Below are 20,024 nucleotides of genomic sequence, written 5' to 3'. Positions count from 1 at the left end.
AAGGAGAGGATGCGATGGCACTTTTGTTCGTTCTGGCCGCCGCTGCCGCTGCGACCCAGCCGGTTCCGACCGGTATCGCCGATCCGGACATCAAGGGCATGGTGACCCAGTCCGAATACCCCGCCGACGCCCTGGCGCGCGGCAAGTCCGCCGCCGCCGCGATCGAGATCCGCGTGGATACCGAGGGACGGCCGCAAGGCTGCTCGGTGGTTCGCGCCATCGGCGATGCGAGCTTGGCGAAAGACATCTGCAAGATCACGCTGAAGAAGCGCTACAATCCCGCCCGCCTGCGCGATGGCACGCCCGCCTTCGCCGTGGTCACGACGATGGTCCGCCTCTACGTGCCCGGCACGCCCGATGCGCAGGCCGTGGCGGCCGCACGGCTGGAACCGGCCAACGTGGTCAAGGTGGCCAGCCTGCGCGGCGGAGCGAGCAGCGAGGACGTGGGGCTGGTCATCGCGGTCGATCCCTCCGCGCGCGTAGTCCAGTGCGGTCCCAAGGCCGAGGAACAGCGCACCATTGCCGAGGCCATCTGCGAAAAGCCCGACCTGTTCCACCCATCGGTCGTCACCGACGCCAAGGGTGCGGCCATGCCCTATATCGCGGAAACGACGGTGCGGGTCTTCGCCGCGGCCGACACACCTTCGCGCCCCTGATCGCCGGTCAGGCGACGGCCATGTTGTCGATCAGGCGCGCCGGGCCGATCCGCGCGGCGACCAGTAGCCGCGCGGGACGGCTGTCGAAGACCGGCAGGTTCTCCAGCGTCGCCGCATCGCGCAAGTCGGCATAGTCGATCGAGGAGAAGCCCGCCCCCAGCACGTCGGCGCGCAGCGTCTCCAGCGCCCCGGCCACCGGCTCGCCCGCCACCACCGCCGTGATCGCCTTCCGCATCGCGCGGCTCAGCCCTGCGGCCTGCTGGCGCTCCTCGGCGGAAAGATACTGGTTGCGGCTGCTCATCGCGAGGCCGTCCGCCTCGCGCACGGTGGGCACGCCGATGATCCGATCAGCGCGGGGCTGCGTCAGGTCGAGATCGCGCGCCATGCGGCGGATGATGGCCAGCTGCTGCCAGTCCTTCTCGCCAAACAGAGCGACATCGGGCCGCACCTGGTTGAAAAGCTTGTTCACCACCGTGGCCACGCCATCGAAATGGCCCGGCCGCGCGGCGCCGCACAGTACCGCGTCGAGCCCCGAGACCGAGATGTTGGTGGCATAGCCATCGGGATACATCTGGTCGGGCGTGGGCGCCCACAGCAGATCGACACCTTCGCCTTCGAGCAGCGCGGCATCCGCCGCCAGCCGCCGGGGATAGGCGTCCAGATCCTCGTTCGGTCCGAACTGGCGCGGATTGACGAAGATCGACACCGCAACCCGGTCCGCGCGGGCCTTCGCCTCGCGCACCAGGGTCAGGTGGCCTTCGTGCAGCGCGCCCATCGTGGGCACGAAAGCGAGCGTCTTGCCGCCGTCCTTGAGCAGGTCGACAGCCGGGCGCAGGGCGTCAAGCCGAGAGATGGTTTGCACGCGGGCGGCCTCTCCTTTAATCCCCGGGTCGGGGCATGACATCAACGGTCTTACGGGGGCTACCCCTAGCCGTGTCGCCCTGCCGGCAGCAAGCCCGGCTCACCGCAACGAGAGAGATACCGCCTTGTCCACCGGCCCGCACCGCATCGTCTTCGCCAACGAGAAGGGGGGCACCGGCAAGTCGACGACCGCCGTGCACGTCGCCGTCGCGCTAGCCTATCAGGGCGCCCGGGTCGCCGCGATCGATCTCGACGCGCGCCAGCGCACCATGCACCGCTACCTCGAAAACCGCGCCGAGACGCAGAAGCGCCGGCAGGTTGCGCTCCCCACCGCCACGTTCGCGGTCTATGGCGGAGACAGCACCGAGGAACTGGACCAGCTCACCGAACAGCTCGGCGCCGACCATGACTTCATCGTGTTCGACACGCCGGGCCGCGACGATCCGCTGGCCCGCCACGTCGCAACCCGCGCCGATACCTTGGTGACGCCGCTGAACGACAGCTTCGTCGATTTCGACCTGATCGGGCAGGTGGACGCCGAAACCTTCAAGGTCCGCCGCCTGTCGTTCTATGCCGAGCTGATCTGGGAAGCGCGCAAGAAGCGGGCCATGGCCACGATCAAGGATGCGCGGCGCGAAATGGATTGGGTCGTTGTGCGCAACCGCACCGGCTTTACCGAAGCGCGCAACCAGCGCCGCATCGACCAGGCGCTGACCGAGCTTTCCAAGCGCGTCGGCTTCCGCGTCGCCAGCGGCCTGTCCGAGCGCGTGATCTACCGCGAACTGTTTCCCAGCGGTCTCACCCTGCTCGACAAGGGCCACCTTGGCGAACTGGGCACCAGCCATCTCGTCGCGCGGCAGGAACTGCGCACGCTGGTGGCGGGGCTGAACCTGCCCATGCCGGGCGCCGCACCGGCGCAGCCTGCGCTCGACGGGGTCGCATGACCAAGCTCCTGTGGCTGGTCGTTCTCGCCAGCATCGCAGTGCGAATGCTGGCCGGGCGCTGGCCGTGGGAACTCCTGCGCGAAAACGAACGTTCCGTAGAAGAGAAACGCGCCCGCAATCTTTTGGGCGTAGCGACGGCTGCGAACCGTCAGGACATCATAGATGCCCACCGGCGCCTCATCACCCGGGTTCACCCGGATCGCGGGGGCAGTTCGGAAGCGGTACACGAAGCCAATGCCGCGCGCGACCTGCTGCTCGGACGGCTGGGAGAGCGAGGCCGGGGATCCTGATCCCGGGGCAAACCATCACGCCCTGCCGGGCCTTTCCGGCACGGTTACCGATTTAAGAGGGGACAAGTCCTTCATGACGCACCAGTTCCACCCTACCGTGCTGCGCGAATACGATATCCGGGGCGTGATCGGAGAAACGCTCGGGCCGGATGACGCCCGCGCCATCGGCCGGGGCTTCGGCACCCGCATCGTCCGGGCCGGAGGCAAGCGCGTCGCTGTCGGCTACGACGGCCGCGTCAGCTCGCCGATCCTCGAACATGCGCTGGTCGAAGGGCTCAACGCCAGCGGCGTCGACGTGGTTCGCGTCGGCATGGGCCCCACGCCGATGCTCTATTACGCGGCAGCGTCAATGGAACAGGTAGATGGCGGCATTCAGATAACCGGCAGCCACAACCCCGCCAATTACAATGGCTTCAAGATGGTATTTGAAGGGCGTCCGTTCTTCGGTCCAGACATACTCGATCTCGGCAAGCTCGCCGAGACCGGGGACTGGGTCTCGGGCAACGGGACGTCCGAGATCGTCGACATCATGGACGAATACGTCGAGCGGCTCCTCCGCGGTCTCGACGGAATCGATCCCGCCATGCTGGCCTCGCTCAGCATCGCATGGGATACCGGCAACGGCGCCGCCGGCCCCGTGGTCGAGAAGCTGACCGCTCGCCTGCCCGGCAAGCACACCCTGCTGTTCACCGAGGTCGATGGCAATTTTCCCAATCATCATCCCGATCCTACCGAGGAGAAGAACCTCGTTGATCTTCGGGAAGCTGTCGCGGCCGGAAAACTCGACTTCGGAGTTGCTTTTGACGGCGACGGCGACCGCATCGGTGCGATCGACGGCGAGGGCCGGATCATCTGGGGCGACCAGCTGCTGATGATCTATGCCGAAGACCTGCTCCGGATGGAGCCCGGCGTGACGATTATCGCGGATGTGAAGGCCAGCCGCGCGCTGTTCGACCGGGTCGCGGAACTGGGCGGCAAACCGCTGATGTGGAAGACCGGCCACTCGCTCATCAAGTCCAAAATGAAGGAGACGGGCAGCCCTCTCGCCGGCGAGATGAGCGGCCACGTGTTCTTCGCGCACGACTATTACGGCTTTGACGACGCGCTCTACGCCGCGATCCGGCTGATCGCGGCCTCGGGCCGGCTGGGGAAGTCGGTCACCGAACTGCGCGGCGAGATGCCGGCGATGATCAACACGCCCGAACTGCGCTTCCAGGTCGATGAAAGCCGCAAGTTCGCGGTGATCGACGAAGTGAAGGCGCGGCTCCAGGCCGAGGGCGCCGAGGTGAACGACACCGATGGCGCGCGCGTCAATACGCCCGACGGCTGGTGGCTGCTGCGCGCCTCGAACACGCAGGACGTGCTCGTCGCCCGCGCCGAAAGCCACACCGAGGAAGGCCTCGCACGGCTGATGGGCATGATCGACGCCCAGCTCGCCGCCTCGGGGCTCGAGCGCGGACCGCAAGCCGGGCACTGATCGCCGCTCGCACGATTTACAAAAGGAAGGGCGCCCCCGCAAGGAGGCGCCCTTCTTTCTTGTCGGATCAGAGGGGTCAGTCGCGATTGTCGGGCGTGATCGCGGCGCCGCCAAGGCTGGCGGCGGTGGGCGCCGTGCGGCTTGGCGCGGCATTCAGGTCGGTACGATATCCGGAGGTCTTTTCGCGCGCCTGATCGACCCGCAAGTTGTTCTGCACGTGCTTCACGCCGGAAATGCGCTCGACGCATTCCTCAGCCCTGTGCTTTTCCTGTCGCGTGGGGACCGAACCGGACAGCGTCACTTCACCGCTTTCGACCGCGATGCTGATCTGGCGGGCATCGACTTGCCAATCGTCGGTCAGGCGGTCGTTGGCGTCCTCGCGAATTCGCTCGTCCGAACGCGTATAGTCGGCCGGTCCGCGCCCGCGATGGTCTTCGCGGCGATCCTCCTCGCGGCGGCGGGCCGCACCATCATCGCCCCACCACGACATGACCTCGTCCGCCGCGCGGTCAAGAAACGAGCGATGGCCATCCTCGCGGGCATAGCCCTCGCCCGGCTCGTAGTCAGAGCCCATCTGCCGGTCGCCCCAGTTGCGCGCATCGCGCTGCACGGGCTGGCGGGTAGCACCATAGCCCCCGGCCTGGACGCCATAGCTGTTGCGCGGGACGCCATATCCCCGGTCCCAATTCGCGGAATAGGCATGGCTGCCCGAACCATAGTCGCCGGGTCCGAAGTAGTCTCCCGTCTGGGCGCCCGATCCATAGCCCGTGCCATAGCGCGGCTCGTACCCGCTACGGCCACGCGGCGCGTCGCGCCCGCTCTCGCGGCGATACTCCTGATTGCCGGACGCATAGCGATCGGCGCCGTTTTCGCGGCCCCACTGCTGCTCGCCGGAATAGTCGGCACTGCGGTCCTCGCGGGGGTCGCGCTCACGTTTCAGCGCCGGATCGCGCTGCCAGTCGTAGCGGTCGTTCATCGTCGCACTCCTCTCTCGTTCGTGGGGCGGACGAAAACGCCCGCCACATGGATGCAACTTCAACGGTCGTCGCAGCCGGAGAGTGCCGCGCCCCCACCGCATCGGCGCGGCGCTTCATCGCGGGTGCGGATCAGTGCGTGACGCGTTATCACCATCACGATGACCGATGCCGCCCTCCCCCGCGAAATCGAAAGCTGGTTCGCCGCGCGCGGCTGGCGGGCGCGGCGGCACCAGCGCGAAATGCTGGCTGCGGCCGATGCCGGACTGCACGCGCTGCTCGTGGCCGATACCGGCGCGGGGAAGACCCTGGCCGGGTTCCTGCCGACGCTTGCGGACTTCACCCCGTCACGGCTGGGCAGCGCCGCCGCGCCTGAAGGGCTGCACACGCTCTACGTCTCACCGCTGAAGGCCCTGGCGCACGACGTGCAGCGCAACCTGCTGGCGCCGATCGAGGAGATGGGCCTGCCCATCCGGGTCGAGACGCGCAGCGGCGATACCCCGTCCGACCGCAAGGCACGCCAGCGCGTCCGACCGCCTCACGTGCTGCTGACGACGCCGGAATCGCTGTCGCTGCTGCTCAGCTATCCCGAGAGCGCAACGCTGTTCGCAGGCCTGAAGCGCATCGTGATCGACGAGATCCACGCCTTCGCCACCGGCAAGCGCGGTGACCTGCTCGCGCTCTCGCTGGCACGGCTGCAGGCAATTGCCCCCGATATGCGCCGCGCCGCACTTTCGGCAACCGTCGCCGATCCCGAAGCGTTCCGGGCCTGGCTCGCGCCTTGGGGCGAGGTGGATGCGGTGGCGCTGGTCGAAGGAGAGCCGGGCGCGCCGCCAGAGGTGGAAATCCTGCTGCCCGAGGGCGAGCGCGTGCCGTGGGGCGGCCATGCCGCGGCCTGGGCCGTGCCGCAGCTCTACGACGAGATCCGGCGCAACCGCACCACGCTGATCTTCACCAACACGCGCTTTCTGGCCGAATACATCTTCCAGCTGCTGTGGGACGTGAACGACGACAAGCTGCCCATCGGCATCCACCACGGATCGCTGTCGAAGGAGGCCCGGCGCAAGGTGGAAGGGGCGATGGCGCGCGGCGAACTGCGCGCGCTCGTCGCCACGGCCAGCCTCGACCTTGGTGTCGACTGGGGCGATATCGACATGGTCGTGCAGATGGGTGCTCCGAAGGGATCGTCCCGGCTGCTCCAGCGCATCGGCCGCGCTAATCACAGGCTCGACCAGCCAAGCCGCGCGCTGCTGGTGCCGGGAAACCGCTTCGAGTTCCTGGAAGCGATGGCGGCGAAGGACGCGGTCGACGAAGGCCAGCGGGACGGCGAGGATTTCCGGCCCGGCGGGCTCGACGTGCTGGCCCAGCACGTCATGGCCTGCGCCTGCGCCGGGCCTTTCGATGAAACCGCCCTGCTGGCGCAGGTTCGCTCGTCGCTGGCCTACGCCTGGATCGACGCCGCGGCGTGGCAGCGCGTGCTCGAGTTCGTTGCCACCGGCGGATACGCCCTGCGCGCCTACGACCGGTTCAAGCGGATCGTGCGAGACCGGCAGGGGCTGTGGCGGTTGACGCATCCCGAGCACGCAGCACGGCACCGGCTCAACGCGGGCATCATCGTCGATGCCGAAATGCTCGACGTGCGCTTCCGTAACGGGCGTTCGCTGGGCCGGGTGGAGGAGAACTTCGGCGCCTCGCTCAGTCCCGGGGATACCTTCCGCTTCGCCGGGATGGACCTCGAGGTGGAAAGCCTGCGCGATCTGGAAGTGATCGTGCGCGCGGCGAAGTCGTCAGGTCAGATCCCCAGCTACATGGGGGCGCGGATGCCGCTGACCACGCACCTCGCCGGGCGTGTGCAGGCGCTGCTGGCAGACCGGGCGGGATGGGGCCGCCTGCCCGACGATGTGCGGGAATGGCTGGAAGTGCAGGACTGGCGCAGCCGCCTGCCGGCACCGGGCGAGCTGCTGGTCGAAAGCTTCCCCCACGGGGGCCGCGAATACACCACCTATTACACCTTCGAGGGCTGGAACGCGAACCAGTCGCTGGGAATGCTGATCACACGGCGGATGGAAGACGCGGGGCTGGGGCCACTGGGGTTCGTGGCCAACGACTATGCCCTGGCGGTGTGGGGGCTGAAGCCCGTCGATGATCCCGCCGCACTGCTCTCCCCCGACATTCTCACCCACGAATTCGTCGATTGGGTTCAGAACTCCTATCTGCTGCGCCGTGCCTTTCGCGAAGTTGCGGTGATTGGCGGACTCGTCGAGCGCCAGCATCCGGGCAAGCGCAAGAGCGGCCGGCAGGTGACCTTCTCCACCGACCTCATCTACGATGTGCTGCGCAAGTATGAGCCCGACCACGTTCTGATCGAGGCGGCGTGGGCGGATGCCCGCGCCCGGATGACCGACGTGGGGCGGCTGGGTGACCGGCTGGACCGCGCGGCGGCGCAGCTGGTCCACGTACGGCTGGACCGGGTGACGCCGCTGGCTGTGCCGCTGCTGGTGATGATCGGCCGGGAAACACTGCCGTCCGGCGCGGCGGATGACGAACTGCTGGTCGAAGCCGAAGGACTGGCGGAAGCCGTCATGCGCCCGACCAGAAGTTAGCGCCCCGGCAGGATCGCCGCTCTGGAAGAAATGCGCCGCACGCAAAAAGGGGGCGGATCGCTCCGCCCCCTTTTCGATGTACGTGGCCGTCAGGCCGCCGACGCGATCACTTGCTGAACGTAGCGAAGTTCTCGTTGCCGACGAAGCCGAACTTGGTGACCTTGCTGAGCGTGATGGTCTTCAGCATCCGGTTGGCGATTTCGTAGGACGCGTATTCCTCGGGCTGGAACTGAAGTTCCGGCTCGGGATTCATCGCCTTCGTCGCCTGGAGCAGAGAGACCAGATTGCCTTCCGTGATCGGCGAACCATTCCAGAGGATCTGGTTCTGGGCCGTCAGGATCAGCTTGTTCTTCACCGGGTCCACCGTCGGATTGTTCGTAGGCGGGGTCGCCTGCGGCAAGTCGATGTTGACCGAGTGAGTGGCCACGGGGATGGTGATGATGAACATGATGAGGAGGACGAGCATGACGTCGATCAACGGCGTCGTGTTCATCTCCATCATCGGCGAGCCATCGTCCTTGCCGCCGCTCATTGCCATGGGGTGATACTCCTGTTCGCTCTCTGGCCCGATCGGGAAACGGCGTTAGCCGTTCGGATCGACCGGGGTGGAGATGAAGCCGACCTTGGGATAGCCCGCAGCCTGCACATTATAGATCGCACCGGCGACACACTTCCAAGGAACATTGACGTCCCCGCGGATGTGAACTTCGGGGATCTTTTCCGGGTCCATGTTGGCCGCGCCGCCTTCACGCTTCACGATTGCATCGAGACGGTTGAAGGCCTGCTGGTACAGTTCCTGGTTATCGACCGGCGTGGTGTTGTTGAAGAACACCCGGCACTGGCCAGTGCGCGAGGACCCTTCGTAACCGGCCTGGCCGGGGCCACGCCCGGCAGCATCGGTCGACACGACAGAGAGCATCAGGTTCTCGACCTTGTCCTGCGTTTCTTCCGAAGGAAGGACCGGCACCTTGAGCTTTTCGACGGTCTGGATCGCAACCGGGACCGCGATGAGGAAGATGATCAGCAGCACGAGCATCACGTCCACGAGCGGCGTGGTATTGATGTCCGACATCGGGCGTTCTTCGCCGCCGCCGCCTACAGACATTGCCATTGGTTACATCCTATCCGTTTGAGCCACGGGATCGGCCGGGGATCTGGTCTTGCCCGGATCCCGGCCGGGACCCGCGTTTCCGGAAAGGGGTGTCAGCAGCTTGAGATCTGCTGACACCCGGTGGCCACTTACTTCTTGACCGGAGCGGCCGGGGCGGCCTTGGCCGCAGCGACCGGAACGGCCGGCTTCACGACGCCCTTCGAGGCGAGGTTGGCGAGGACGTCGGTGCTGAAGCCGGTCAGCAGTTCGGCGATGCGCTTGTTGCGCGCCTGCAGGTAGTTGTAGGCGAGCACCGCGGGAACCGCGACGAGCAGACCGAGCGCGGTCATGATCAGCGATTCACCGACCGGACCCGCGACCTTGTCGATCGAGGCCGAACCGGCGAGGCCGATGGCGATCAGAGCGCGGTAGATGCCGACGACGGTACCGAACAGACCGATGAACGGCGAGGTCGCACCGACGGTGGCGAGGAACGGCAGGCCGCCAGCGAGCTTCGCGTTGATCGAAGCTTCCGAGCGAGCCAGCGAACCGTGGGTCCAGTCGTGGGCTTCGGTCGCGTCCATCTTCGAGACCTGGTCTTCAGCGGCGATGCCGTCTTCGACGATCTGGCGCCAGGCCGAGTTCTTCTCGAGCTTGGTCGCGCCTTCCTTGAGCGAACCCGCGCGCCAGAAAGCGGCGATGCCCGAGAACTGGCCGAGGATCTTCTGCTGTTCGAAGAACTTGGTGAACAGGATGAAGAACGAACCGAACGACATGATGCCGAGGATCGTCACGGTGGCGTACGAAATGAAACCGCCAGCCTGAAGGGCTTCGGCGAAGCCGAACTTGTTCTGCGGCGCAGCGGTGGTCGCTGCAGCAGCGAGCGTCTGGATAAACATTCGGGTCTTCCTCTCAAGAATTCAAACGTGCCCTGGGGGCAGTCAAAAGGGGTAGGCCTGGCCGGGGGTCAATCCTTCGGGATGACCCAGCGCACCGAGCTGCTGTACGAACTGCCCACCGGCTGGCCGCCCTGCGTACCCGGCTTGAAGCGGGCACGACGCATGAGGTTGGCGCAGGTGGCCTCGTCGAGATCGGGGCTGCCGCTCGAACGGGTGATGGTGCAGTTGCTCGGCTTCCCGGACGCGTCGTATTCCAGACGGAATCCAGTCGTGCCTTCGCGCTCTTCACGCAGGGCGCGCGACGGATAGTCGTTCGTCGTCACCCAGCTGCCCGGATTGCCCTTGGGCGTGCCCGGAGTGGGCGGCGCGGGGGGCGGGGGCGCAGCGGGCGGCGGCGGAAGCTGCACAGCCACAGGCGCCGGCGGCGGAGCAACCGGCGGCGGCGTCGTCACGGCCTGCACCTGCGGAGCAGGGGCATTGAACGTGATGGGCGGCGGCGGCGCTACGATCGGCGGCGGCGGCGTATCCTGCTTTGGCGGCGGCGGCGGCGGCTCCTCCGGCGGCTTTTCCTCCTCGATGTTGACCGCCGAGGTTACCTCTTTCACCTTCTTGAACGCCTGATACGCCAGCCCAGTGACCAGCGCATAGCCGACGACGACATGAAGGAGAGCAACGATGATGAGCGCGGTGATCTTGTTACCGCTCATCTGTTGGTCAGCGTATGCCATTCAGCTCCATAACTCCTGATCTCCCCCCCTGACCCGATCGAGATTCGATCGGCCCAAGACGGGGCCTCGGGAAGAATCACCGTTCCCCCCGATAGGCCAAATCCAGCGATATTTATCCACCCTGCCGGCAACCCGGACCGCCGACATCGGGTGCAGATGACCCGGCGGCGGCTTTTCGGACGTTTATTTATGAACTGTCCGATTGCCGCGAGCTTTAACGCCGATGCTGGAGGCGCGCAAATGCTTTATCCGTTAAGTCTCGATTCACGCTTTCGCCTCCCCATATAGGGCGATTCCGGCGGCAAAACGCTCCCACAGGATGGTCACGATGCTTCGCTTTCCCCTCTTCGCGCCGACGGCGCTGACCGCTGCGGCGATGGTTCTTGCACCTCTGGCCGGGGCAGCTGCGCAGGCACCGGCCGGCGTGATTCGTGCACCCGCTGCCGCTTCGGCCGCCGCTGCCAATCCTCTCGATCTCACCTATGCCGATCTGGCCGACCTCGCGCTGCCGGCCGACCTTGTCGCCCGTGCGCAAGTGCGCAAAGTCGCCCGGCTCAAGCCCGAGCAGGCCCCGGGGCTGCCCGCCGGAAGCGCGCGCCTCTATGTCGAGGCCCGCACCACGGCGCTGCTGGCGGGGCCGGATCTGGGCGAATCGATCCGCTTCCTCGCCGACGTGCCGCTCGATGCGAAAGGCCGGGTGCCGCGGCTCTCCAAGGCGGACGTCCTCGTTCTGGCACATACCGTTCCGGCCAAGCCAGGCGACCTGCTGCTCGTGGCGCCCGACGCCATGCTGCCATGGTCTTCCGGTACCGAGCAGCGGCTGCGCGCGATCCTGACCGAGAAGCTTGCGCCCGACGCACCGCCCGCGATCACGGGCCTGCGTGAGGCCCTGCACGTCCCCGGCAACCTGGCGGGCGAAGGAGAGACCCAGCTGTTCTTCGCCACCGAAGGCGGCAAGCCCGTCTCCCTTTCGGTCGTGCGCCGGCCCGGCCAGGCAGCGACCTGGGGCGTGAGCTTCAGCGAGATCGTGGACCAGGCCGCACGCCCCCCGGCGAAAGACACCTTGGGCTGGTACCGACTGGCCTGCGCCCTGCCGGCCCAGCTGCCTGAGGGCACCAACATCTCCGGGTCGCCCGAGGACCAGCGGATCGCGGCCGAGGACTATGCCCAGGTGCTCGGCGAGCTTGGTGCGTGCCTGCACAATCGCGCACCGGCCGCGCCCCCCGTTGCAGCAGCGCGTCCGCTCCCCTAAGGCGCAGCGCGACAGCAGCAGGCCGCAAGCGCGGCGGAACGGGGAAGTCATGAGCGAACCATTGCGCATCGCGCTTGCCGGGCTTGGCACGGTGGGCGGCGGGGTCATCCGGGTGATCGAAACCAATGCCGATCTGATTGCCCGCCGCGCCGGGCGGCCGATCGTCATCACCGCGATCAGCGCGCGCAATCGCCACAAGGACCGCGGCGTCGACCTGTCGGGCTATGCCTGGGAAGATGACATGGTCATCCTCGGCGAGCGCCCTGACGTCGACGTGGTGGTGGAACTCGTCGGCGGGGCGGACGGCCCGGCCTTGGCGCTGGCGCGCACCACCTTCGAGGCAGGCAAGGCGCTCGTCACCGCGAACAAGGCGATGATCGCGCACCACGGGCTGGAACTGGCCGCACGGGCCGAAGCGGCCAAGGTCGCGCTGAAGTTCGAGGCGGCCGTGGCCGGCGGCATCCCCGCAATCAAGGGCCTGAAGGAAGGCGCGGCCGCCAACGACATCATGCGCGTCTACGGCATCCTGAACGGCACCTGCAATTACATCCTCAGCACCATGGAGGACACGGGCCGCGACTTCGCCGACGTCCTCGCCGAGGCGCAGGCCAAGGGCTATGCGGAATCCGATCCGACCTTCGACATCGACGGCATCGACGCCGCGCACAAGCTGTCGATCCTGTCGTCGATCGCGTTCGGCACGGCGGTCGACTTCCGCTCGGTGACCGCGACCGGCATCCGCCGCGTGCTTGCCGCCGATATCGCGCAGGCCGACGCGCTGGGCTACTACATCCGCCTGATCGGCATGGCCGACACCGAGATCGACGCCGAGGGCAATCGCCGGCTGTTCCAGCGCGTCCATCCGCATCTGGTGCACCGCGACCATCCGCTCGCGCATGTCGACGGGGCGACCAACGCGGTTGTCGCCGAAGGCAACTTCGTCGGCCGCCTGCTGTTCCAGGGCGCCGGCGCCGGCGATGGCCCCACCGCCAGCGCGGTCGTGGCCGACCTGATCGACATTGCCCGGGGCGATATCGGCGCGCCGTTCTCGATCCCGGTCGCTGAACTGGACAGCGCCGCGCCGGCCGAAACTGGCCACCGCACCGGCAAGGCCTACTTGCGCTTCTCGGTCGCCGACCGCCCTGGCGTGCTGGCCGAGATCACCGCCGCGATGCGCGATGCGGGCGTCTCGATCGAAAGCCTGATCCAGAAGGGCCGCGCGGGCGTGGACAGCGACCAGGTGCTGGTCGCGATGGTCACGCACGAAGGGCCGGAAAGCGCGATCGCCGAAGCGATGCGCCTGCTCGAAGGCTCACCCAGCCTGTCCGAACCGCCGCTGGTGATGCACATCCTCGAAGACTGAGCGTGCGGGGCGCCGTCAGGGCGCCCCGATCTCGCTTTTCGCAATGCGGTCCACGTCACGCGGCGGCGGCGCCACCGAACTGTCACCGTCGGTGGGTAGCCGGTACCGCTATCCCGCAGACCGCGCCTTCACCGCGCCGGAGAGAGCCAACGCTACGGCAACAAGGACAAGCCGCACTCTCGACAAACCGGCCATCGCCGGTCTAGGGCACGCATACGTCTGCACACGCGCGTTTTCACGCCGCCAGCCATCGGAGTCAACGTGACCGAATCGACCCACAAGCCTGCCCCCTCGAAGGTTCTCGACCGCGTCCTCGTGCTCGAAATGGTGCGCGTCACCGAAGCGGCGGCGATCGGCGCATCGAAGCTGATCGGCCGTGGCGACGAAAAGGCGGCGGATCACGCTGCGGTCGAGGCGATGCGCGCCGCCTTCAACGAGCTGTGGATGGACGGCACCGTCGTCATCGGCGAGGGTGAGCGCGACGAGGCACCGATGCTCTACATCGGCGAGAAGGTCGGCGCGGCGCCGGGCACCGGTCCCAAGATCGACATCGCGCTCGATCCGCTGGAAGGCACGACGATCACCGCCAAGGCCGGACCGAACGCGCTCGCCGTGCTCGCCGTTGCCGAAGAGGGCGGCCTGCTCAACGCGCCCGACGTCTACATGGACAAGCTGGCGGTCGGCCCCGGCTACCCCGATGGCATCATCGATCTCGACAAGTCGGTCACCGACAACGTCAAGGCCGTCGCGGCTGCCAAGGGCGTGGAGCCGGGCGACATCATCGTTTGCGTGCTCGATCGCCCGCGCCACGCCGATCTCATCGCCGAGCTGCGCGGCCTTGGCTGCGGCATCATGCTGATCCCGGATGGCGACGTCGCCGGCGTGATCGCGGTGACCAACGAGGACACCGGCGTCGACATGTACATGGGTTCGGGCGGCGCCCCGGAAGGCGTGCTCGCCGCTGCTGCGCTGCGCTGCGTCGGCGGACAGTTCAAGGGCCGGCTGCTGTTCCGCAACGACGACGAGCGCGCGCGCGCGCGCAAGTGGGGCATCGAGGATCTCAACAAGCAGTACGACCTGCGCGAACTGGCCAAGGGCGACTGCATCTTCGCCGCGACCGGCGTGACCGACGGCTCGCTGCTCGACGGCGTCAAGGTCCACAAGAACGGCATGCTGAGCACCGAGAGCGTCGTCATGCGCGCCAGCTCGGGCACGGTCCGCTGGGTCAAGGGCGAGCACCGCAAGCCCCGCTGAGCAGCACCTTCGCCGCGCTTGCACCCTTTGTCCGTCTGGGCCACCCTGACGGACAAAGGGAGAGAAAAGCATGAACGGCGAAGCTGAATTCGCGGCGGCATTGGCCGCCGCCAACCTTCCGGGCGCGGTCGCGCTCATTACCGACAGCACCGGAACCCGCTACCTGCGCGCCTTCGGCATGGCCGACGCCGTGGCAGGCACGCCGATGCGCGAAGACACGCCCTTCCAGATCGCGTCGATGACCAAGGCGCTGACCTCCGCCGCCGCTCTCCAGCTGGTTGAGCGCGGCCTGCTCGACCTCGACGCCCCGATCGGCACCGTCCTGCCCCAGCTGGCCGACCCGCAGGTGCTGGACGGCTTCGATGACAAGGGCGCCGCGATCCTGCGCCCGGCGCGCCAGCCCGTCACCCTGCGCCACCTGCTGATGCACACCTCCGGCTGCGGGTATACCTTCATGGATGCCGACCTGCTGCGCCATGCCATGGCCGAAGGCCGGATGGTGCCGGGCAGCCTCGACAGCCTGCGCCTGCCGTTGATGTTCGATCCCGGCGAGCGCTGGGCATATGGCACCGGGATCGACTGGGCCGGGCTCGCGGTCGAGGCGGTGTCGGGCATGCGTCTGGGCGAATGGTTCGAGCGCGAACTGACCGGGCCGCTCGGCATGACCCAGACCGGCTTCCACGCCGAACTGCCCGAGGGTGCGGCCCAGGTTCATGTCCGCGATGGACAGGGCGGCTTTACAATCTCGCCGATGGTGCTGGGCGGCGGCGAATATCACAACGGCGGCGGCGGCCTGACCTCCACCGCGTCCGACTATGCGCGCTTCCTGCGCATGGTGCTGCGCGGCGGCGAACTAGACGGCGTGCGGGTGCTATCCCCCGAAACCGCGCGGCTGATGCACACGGATGCGCTGCCCGCGCACCTGTCCGCTGGCGAGATGACCACCGCGATGCCGCAGCTGGCGACCGCGTTCGATCCGCTGCCCGGCCAGCGCGGCGGGTGGACGGTGGGCGGGTTCCTCGTCAACACCGAGGTCGGGCCGGCAGGCCGTTCGCCGGGCAGCCTGCACTGGGCAGGGATCTTCAACTGTTACTACTGGATCGATCCGGCCCGCGATCTCGCCGGCGTGATCCTGGCGCAAGTGGCGCCCTTCGCCGATCCAGGCGTGCTGTCGGCCTTTGCCGCGCTGGAAGGCATGGCCTGCGCGCAGTAGCGCCCGCGCCCCGCGCCCTGCGGCCAACACGCCGCCCAACAGAAAACCCCGCCGGATCGCTCCGGCGGGGCTTCTTGCATGGTCAGTGCGGCAGCGAAGCTCAGGCTTCGTCGTCGCCCTTGATCAGGTATTCGCCAGCGTCCGCGTCGGTGCCGTGGGTCTCGCCCTCGACCGCCGCGAGCGGATCGTTGCCGATCGCCGCTTCCGGACCCTGCGCCAGTTCAGCGGCGTGCTCCTCGGCTGCGGTGACCGGTGCGATCAGCGATTCCTGCAGCTTGCGATAGGACGCACGCAGCGCGGCATCGCGGCTGGAAGCGGCAACGCGCATCCGGTTCATGCCCGCGCCGGTACCGGCGGGGATGAGACGGCCGACGATGACGTTTTCCTTCAGGCCGATCAGCGAGTCCTTCTTGCCTTCGACCGCCGCCTGCGTGAGCACGCGGGTGGTTTCCTGGAACGACGCGGCGGAGATGAACGAGCGGGTCTGGAGGCTCGCCTTGGTGATGCCCAGCAGCACCGGCTTGCCTTCGGCCGGACGCAGGCCTGCTTCCAGGCGTGCGTTGGTCTCGGTCATTTCCTCGAAGTCGACCTGCTCGCCCGGCAGCAGGGTGGTGTCACCGCCATCGGTGATTTCCACCTTCTGCAGCATCTGGCGAACGATCACCTCGATGTGCTTGTCGTTGATCTTCACGCCCTGCAAGCGGTAGACTTCCTGGATTTCCGCCACGAGGTATTCCGCCAGAGCCTCGACGCCCATGACTTCGAGGATGTCGTGCGGATCCGGCGAACCGGAAATCAGGTTGTCGCCCTTCTTGACGTAGTCGCCTTCCTGCACGTCGATCACGCGGCTCTTCGGCACCAGGTACTCCACCGGATCACCCTCTTCCGGGATGATCGCGATCTTGCGCTTGGCCTTGTAGTCGCGAACGAACTCGATGCGGCCCGCGATCTTGGCGATGATCGAATTGTCCTTCGGCTTGCGAGCCTCGAACAGTTCGGCAACGCGCGGCAGACCACCGGTGATGTCGCGGGTCTTGGCGGCTTCGCGGCTGGCACGAGCGAGGATGTCGCCCGCGTTGACCGTCTGGCCGTCCTCGACCGAGAGCGTCGTGCCCGGCGCCATCATGTAGCGCGCGGCCTCGCCCGAATTCTCGTCGAGCAGGGTCAGGCGCGGACGCAGGTCTTCCTTCTTGGCCCGGCCACCCGCACGGTTCTCGGTGACGACGCGCTGGGCGATACCCGTTGCTTCGTCGACCAGCTCCGTCAGCGTGCGCCCGTCGATGAGGTCCTGATAGCGGACCACACCCGGCTTTTCGGTGATCACCGGCGTGGTGAACGGATCCCATTCGGCCAGGCGTTCGCCCTGCTTAACCACTGCACCGTTCTCGTGCAGCAGGTGGGTACCGTAGGGCACACGGTGCATGGCGCGTTCGCGGCCATCGGTGTCCATGACCACGATTTCGCCGTTGCGGGCGAGCGACAGGCGGCGGTTGCGGCTGTCCATGATCGTCGGGATGTCGCGATGGACCACCGTACCGTCGCAGATCGATTCAAGGTGCGACTGTTCGTTGACCTGCGCAGCACCGCCGATGTGGAAGGTACGCATCGTCAGCTGCGTGCCAGGCTCACCGATCGACTGCGCCGCGATGACGCCCACGGCTTCACCGATGTTGACCGGCGTACCGCGCGCAAGATCACGGCCGTAGCAGGTTCCGCAGACGCCCTGCGGCGCCTCGCAGATCAGCGGCGAACGAATGCGCGCCGACTGGACCCCAGCAGCCTCGATCCGGGCCACGGTCGGCTCGTCGAGCAGGGTGCCCTTCTCGACGATGACCGCGCCGGTCTTCACCTCGATCATGTCTTCGGCCAGCGTACGGCCGAGGATACGCTCGCCCAGCGAGGCGATCGTCGCGCCGCCCTGCACGATCGCGCGCATTTCCAGCGCACGCTCGGTGCCGCAGTCGTTCACGGTGACGACGCAGTCCTGCGACACGTCGACCAGACGGCGGGTCAGGTAACCCGAGTTCGCCGTCTTGAGCGCGGTGTCGGCCAGGCCCTTACGAGCGCCGTGGGTCGAGTTGAAGTACTCAAGGACGGTCAGGCCTTCCTTGAAGTTCGAGATGATCGGCGTTTCGATGATCTCGCCCGAAGGCTTGGCCATGAGGCCGCGCATACCGGCGAGCTGCTTCATCTGGGTCGGCGAACCACGCGCGCCGGAGTGCGACATCATGTAGATCGAGTTGACGGGCTTTTCACGGCCGTTCTCGTCGATCGGGGTCGCGCGGATCTCGTCCATCATGGCCGCGGCCACCTGGTCGCCGCAGCGGCTCCATGCGTCGATGACCTTGTTGTACTTTTCCTGCTGGGTGATCAGGCCGTCCTGGTACTGCTGCTCGTAGTCGGCAACCAGTTCCTTGGTCTCGCCCACCAGCGCGTCCTTGCTGTCGGGGATGATCATGTCGTCCTTGCCGAACGAGATGCCCGCCTTGAACGCGTTGCGGAAGCCCAGCGCCATGATCGCGTCCGCGAACAGCACCGTGTCCTTCTGGCCGGTGTGGCGATAGACCTGATCGATGACGTCCGCGATTTCCTTCTTGGTGAGCAGGCGGTTGACCAGCTCGAAGGGCACCGTGTGGTTCTTGGGCAGGCACTCGCCGATCAGCATGCGGCCCGGCGTCGTTTCATAACGCTTGAGGTACTGCTTGCCGTTCTCGTCGGTCTGCGGAACGCGCGCGACGATCTTGGAGTGCATGGTGACGGCACCGGCGAACAGCGCCTGGTGCACTTCCGCCATGTCGCCCAGCATCATGCCTTCGCCCGGCTCGCCCTTGCGATCCATCGAAAGGTAGTAAAGCCCCAGCACCATGTCCTGCGACGGCACGATGATCGGCTTGCCGTTCGCGGGCGACAGGATGTTGTTGGTCGACATCATCAGCACGCGCGCTTCCAGCTGGGCTTCCAGCGAGAGCGGCACGTGGACGGCCATCTGGTCGCCGTCGAAGTCGGCGTTGAAAGCCGAGCAGACGAGCGGGTGCAGCTGGATCGCCTTGCCTTCGATCAGCACGGGCTCGAACGCCTGGATGCCGAGGCGGTGGAGCGTCGGCGCGCGGTTGAGCATCACCGGGTGCTCGCGGATCACCTCGTCAAGGATGTCCCAGACTTCCTTGCGTTCCTTCTCGACCCACTTCTTGGCCTGCTTCAGGGTCATCGACAGACCCTTGGCGTCCAGACGGGCGTAGATGAACGGCTTGAACAGCTCGAGCGCCATCTTCTTCGGCAGGCCGCACTGGTGCAGCTTGAGTTCCGGACCGGTCACGATGACCGAACGACCCGAATAGTCGACGCGCTTGCCGAGCAGGTTCTGACGGAAGCGGCCCTGCTTGCCCTTGAGCATGTCGGACAGCGACTTCAGCGGACGCTTGTTGGCGCCGGTGATGACGCGGCCGCGGCGGCCGTTGTCGAACAGCGCGTCAACGGCTTCCTGCAGCATGCGCTTTTCGTTGCGGACGATGATGTCCGGCGCGCGCAGCTCGATCAGGCGCTTCAGGCGGTTGTTGCGGTTGATGACGCGGCGATAGAGATCGTTGAGATCCGAGGTCGCGAAGCGGCCACCGTCGAGCGGCACCAGCGGGCGCAGTTCGGGCGGAATGACCGGCACGACGTCAAGGATCATCCACTCCGGACGGTTGCCCGAATCGATGAACGATTCGACGACCTTCAGGCGCTTGATGATCTTCTTGGGCTTCAGTTCCGACTTGGTCTCGGACAGTTCCTTGAGAAGGTCTTCCTTCTCCTGGACCATGTCGAGGTCCATGAGCATGTGCTTGACCGCCTCGGCGCCGATGCCGGCCGAGAACGCGTCCTCGCCGTATTCGTCCTGCGCGTCGAGCAGTTCGTCCTCGGTCAGCAGCTGGTAGCGTTCGAGCGGCGTGATGCCCGGCTCGATGACCACGTAGCTTTCGAAGTAGAGGATGCGCTCAAGCTGCTTGAGCTGCATGTCGAGCAGCAGGCCGATGCGCGACGGCAGCGACTTGAGGAACCAGATGTGCGCGACCGGCGCGGCCAGTTCGATGTGGCCCATGCGCTCGCGGCGCACCTTGGTCACGGTGACTTCGACGCCGCACTTTTCGCAGACGACGCCCTTGTACTTCATGCGCTTGTACTTGCCGCACAGGCACTCATAGTCCTTCACGGGACCGAAGATGCGCGCGCAGAACAGGCCGTCGCGCTCGGGCTTGAACGTGCGGTAGTTGATGGTTTCCGGCTTCTTGATCTCGCCGAAGGACCAGCTGCGGATGCGCTCGGGCGACGCCAGACCGATCTGGATCTGGTCGAAGGTCTCGGGCTTGGCGAGCTGGTTGGTGAATTTGGTCAGGTCGTTCATTTTTTGCCGTTCCCTTGCCTCATGCAGAGGCGCTGG

16 protein-coding genes are annotated in these 20,024 nt (G+C 66.7%); 9 read left to right on the top strand and 7 right to left on the bottom strand.

The features are described from left to right. Nucleotides 1-14: 14 nt before the first annotated feature. Complete coding sequence (locus tag OLX02_RS06030) at nucleotides 15-656, top strand: energy transducer TonB (protein WP_264421091.1); 642 nt, start codon at nucleotides 15-17, stop codon at nucleotides 654-656. 7 nt (nucleotides 657-663) lie between these two features. Here the strand turns inward: OLX02_RS06030 and panC are convergent, their stop codons facing one another. Then, nucleotides 664-1,518 (bottom strand): pantoate--beta-alanine ligase, encoded by an 855-nt coding sequence (gene panC / locus OLX02_RS06025; protein ID WP_264421089.1) that lies wholly within the window; start codon nucleotides 1,516-1,518, stop codon nucleotides 664-666. 124 nt (nucleotides 1,519-1,642) lie between these two features. Here panC and OLX02_RS06020 point away from each other — a divergent pair, with 124 nt between their 5' ends. From OLX02_RS06020 to pgmG, 3 genes are all read left to right on the top strand, one after another. Beyond that, nucleotides 1,643-2,461 carry a division plane positioning ATPase MipZ gene (locus tag OLX02_RS06020; protein WP_264421086.1) on the top strand — a complete coding sequence of 273 codons (819 nt, stop codon included), beginning with the start codon at nucleotides 1,643-1,645 and terminating at the stop codon, nucleotides 2,459-2,461. After that, nucleotides 2,458-2,751, top strand: a complete 294-nt coding sequence (locus OLX02_RS06015) for a molecular chaperone DnaJ (RefSeq protein ID WP_264421084.1) — start codon at nucleotides 2,458-2,460, stop codon at nucleotides 2,749-2,751. Before OLX02_RS06020 ends, OLX02_RS06015 begins: the two co-directional genes overlap by 4 nt. Nucleotides 2,752-2,824: 73 nt before the next feature. Further along, entirely contained in the window at nucleotides 2,825-4,228 is a 1,404-nt protein-coding gene (gene pgmG, locus OLX02_RS06010; protein ID WP_264421082.1) for a phosphoglucomutase/phosphomannomutase PgmG, read from the top strand. Nucleotides 4,229-4,304: 76 nt separating this feature from the next. Here pgmG and OLX02_RS06005 read toward each other — a convergent pair whose 3' ends face one another. Next, complete coding sequence (locus tag OLX02_RS06005) at nucleotides 4,305-5,204, bottom strand: BON domain-containing protein (protein ID WP_264421080.1); 900 nt, start codon at nucleotides 5,202-5,204, stop codon at nucleotides 4,305-4,307. 159 nt (nucleotides 5,205-5,363) lie between these two features. Here OLX02_RS06005 and OLX02_RS06000 point away from each other — a divergent pair, with 159 nt between their 5' ends. Then, complete coding sequence (locus OLX02_RS06000) at nucleotides 5,364-7,805, top strand: ligase-associated DNA damage response DEXH box helicase (protein WP_264421078.1); 2,442 nt, start codon at nucleotides 5,364-5,366, stop codon at nucleotides 7,803-7,805. A gap of 106 nt (nucleotides 7,806-7,911) precedes the next feature. On the opposite strand, the gene OLX02_RS05995 is transcribed toward OLX02_RS06000, so the two are convergent. The 4 genes from OLX02_RS05995 to OLX02_RS05980 all read right to left on the bottom strand — a co-directional run bounded on the left by OLX02_RS05995 (nucleotide 7,912) and on the right by OLX02_RS05980 (nucleotide 10,522). After that, on the bottom strand, nucleotides 7,912-8,343 hold the full coding sequence (locus OLX02_RS05995) for an ExbD/TolR family protein (protein WP_264421076.1): 432 nt from the start codon (nucleotides 8,341-8,343) through the stop codon (nucleotides 7,912-7,914). Between the two features lie 45 nt (nucleotides 8,344-8,388). Continuing rightward, nucleotides 8,389-8,916 (bottom strand): ExbD/TolR family protein, encoded by a 528-nt coding sequence (locus OLX02_RS05990; protein WP_264421074.1) that lies wholly within the window; start codon nucleotides 8,914-8,916, stop codon nucleotides 8,389-8,391. A 128-nt stretch (nucleotides 8,917-9,044) separates the two neighbouring features. Beyond that, the gene (locus OLX02_RS05985; RefSeq protein ID WP_264421072.1) at nucleotides 9,045-9,794 is read right to left on the bottom strand and encodes a MotA/TolQ/ExbB proton channel family protein; all 750 of its coding nucleotides are present in this window, start codon (nucleotides 9,792-9,794) and stop codon (nucleotides 9,045-9,047) included. A 68-nt stretch (nucleotides 9,795-9,862) separates the two neighbouring features. Continuing rightward, on the bottom strand, nucleotides 9,863-10,522 hold the full coding sequence (locus OLX02_RS05980; RefSeq protein WP_264421070.1) for an energy transducer TonB: 660 nt from the start codon (nucleotides 10,520-10,522) through the stop codon (nucleotides 9,863-9,865). A gap of 328 nt (nucleotides 10,523-10,850) precedes the next feature. Here OLX02_RS05980 and OLX02_RS05975 point away from each other — a divergent pair, with 328 nt between their 5' ends. The 4 genes from OLX02_RS05975 to OLX02_RS05960 all read left to right on the top strand — a co-directional run bounded on the left by OLX02_RS05975 (nucleotide 10,851) and on the right by OLX02_RS05960 (nucleotide 15,604). Further along, entirely contained in the window at nucleotides 10,851-11,774 is a 924-nt protein-coding gene (locus OLX02_RS05975) for a hypothetical protein (protein WP_264421068.1), read from the top strand. Nucleotides 11,775-11,823: 49 nt separating this feature from the next. Further along, a complete protein-coding gene (locus OLX02_RS05970) occupies nucleotides 11,824-13,137 on the top strand; it encodes a homoserine dehydrogenase (RefSeq protein ID WP_264421066.1) in 1,314 nt (437 codons plus the stop codon). Nucleotides 13,138-13,398: 261 nt separating this feature from the next. After that, nucleotides 13,399-14,391 (top strand): class II fructose-bisphosphatase, encoded by a 993-nt coding sequence (gene glpX, locus OLX02_RS05965; protein ID WP_264421063.1) that lies wholly within the window; start codon nucleotides 13,399-13,401, stop codon nucleotides 14,389-14,391. Between the two features lie 70 nt (nucleotides 14,392-14,461). Continuing rightward, complete coding sequence (locus tag OLX02_RS05960; RefSeq protein ID WP_264421060.1) at nucleotides 14,462-15,604, top strand: serine hydrolase domain-containing protein; 1,143 nt, start codon at nucleotides 14,462-14,464, stop codon at nucleotides 15,602-15,604. A gap of 100 nt (nucleotides 15,605-15,704) precedes the next feature. Here the strand turns inward: OLX02_RS05960 and rpoC are convergent, their stop codons facing one another. Next, on the bottom strand, nucleotides 15,705-19,988 hold the full coding sequence (rpoC, locus tag OLX02_RS05955; protein WP_264421058.1) for a DNA-directed RNA polymerase subunit beta': 4,284 nt from the start codon (nucleotides 19,986-19,988) through the stop codon (nucleotides 15,705-15,707). Between the last annotated feature and the right edge of the window lie 36 nt (nucleotides 19,989-20,024).

Origin of the sequence: Novosphingobium sp. KCTC 2891, from assembly GCF_025938155.1 — a bacterium.
In the GTDB taxonomy this organism is placed as follows: domain Bacteria; phylum Pseudomonadota; class Alphaproteobacteria; order Sphingomonadales; family Sphingomonadaceae; genus Novosphingobium.
Note: the sequence above shows the minus strand (reverse complement) of the source record. Positions and strands in the feature narration are given on the sequence as shown.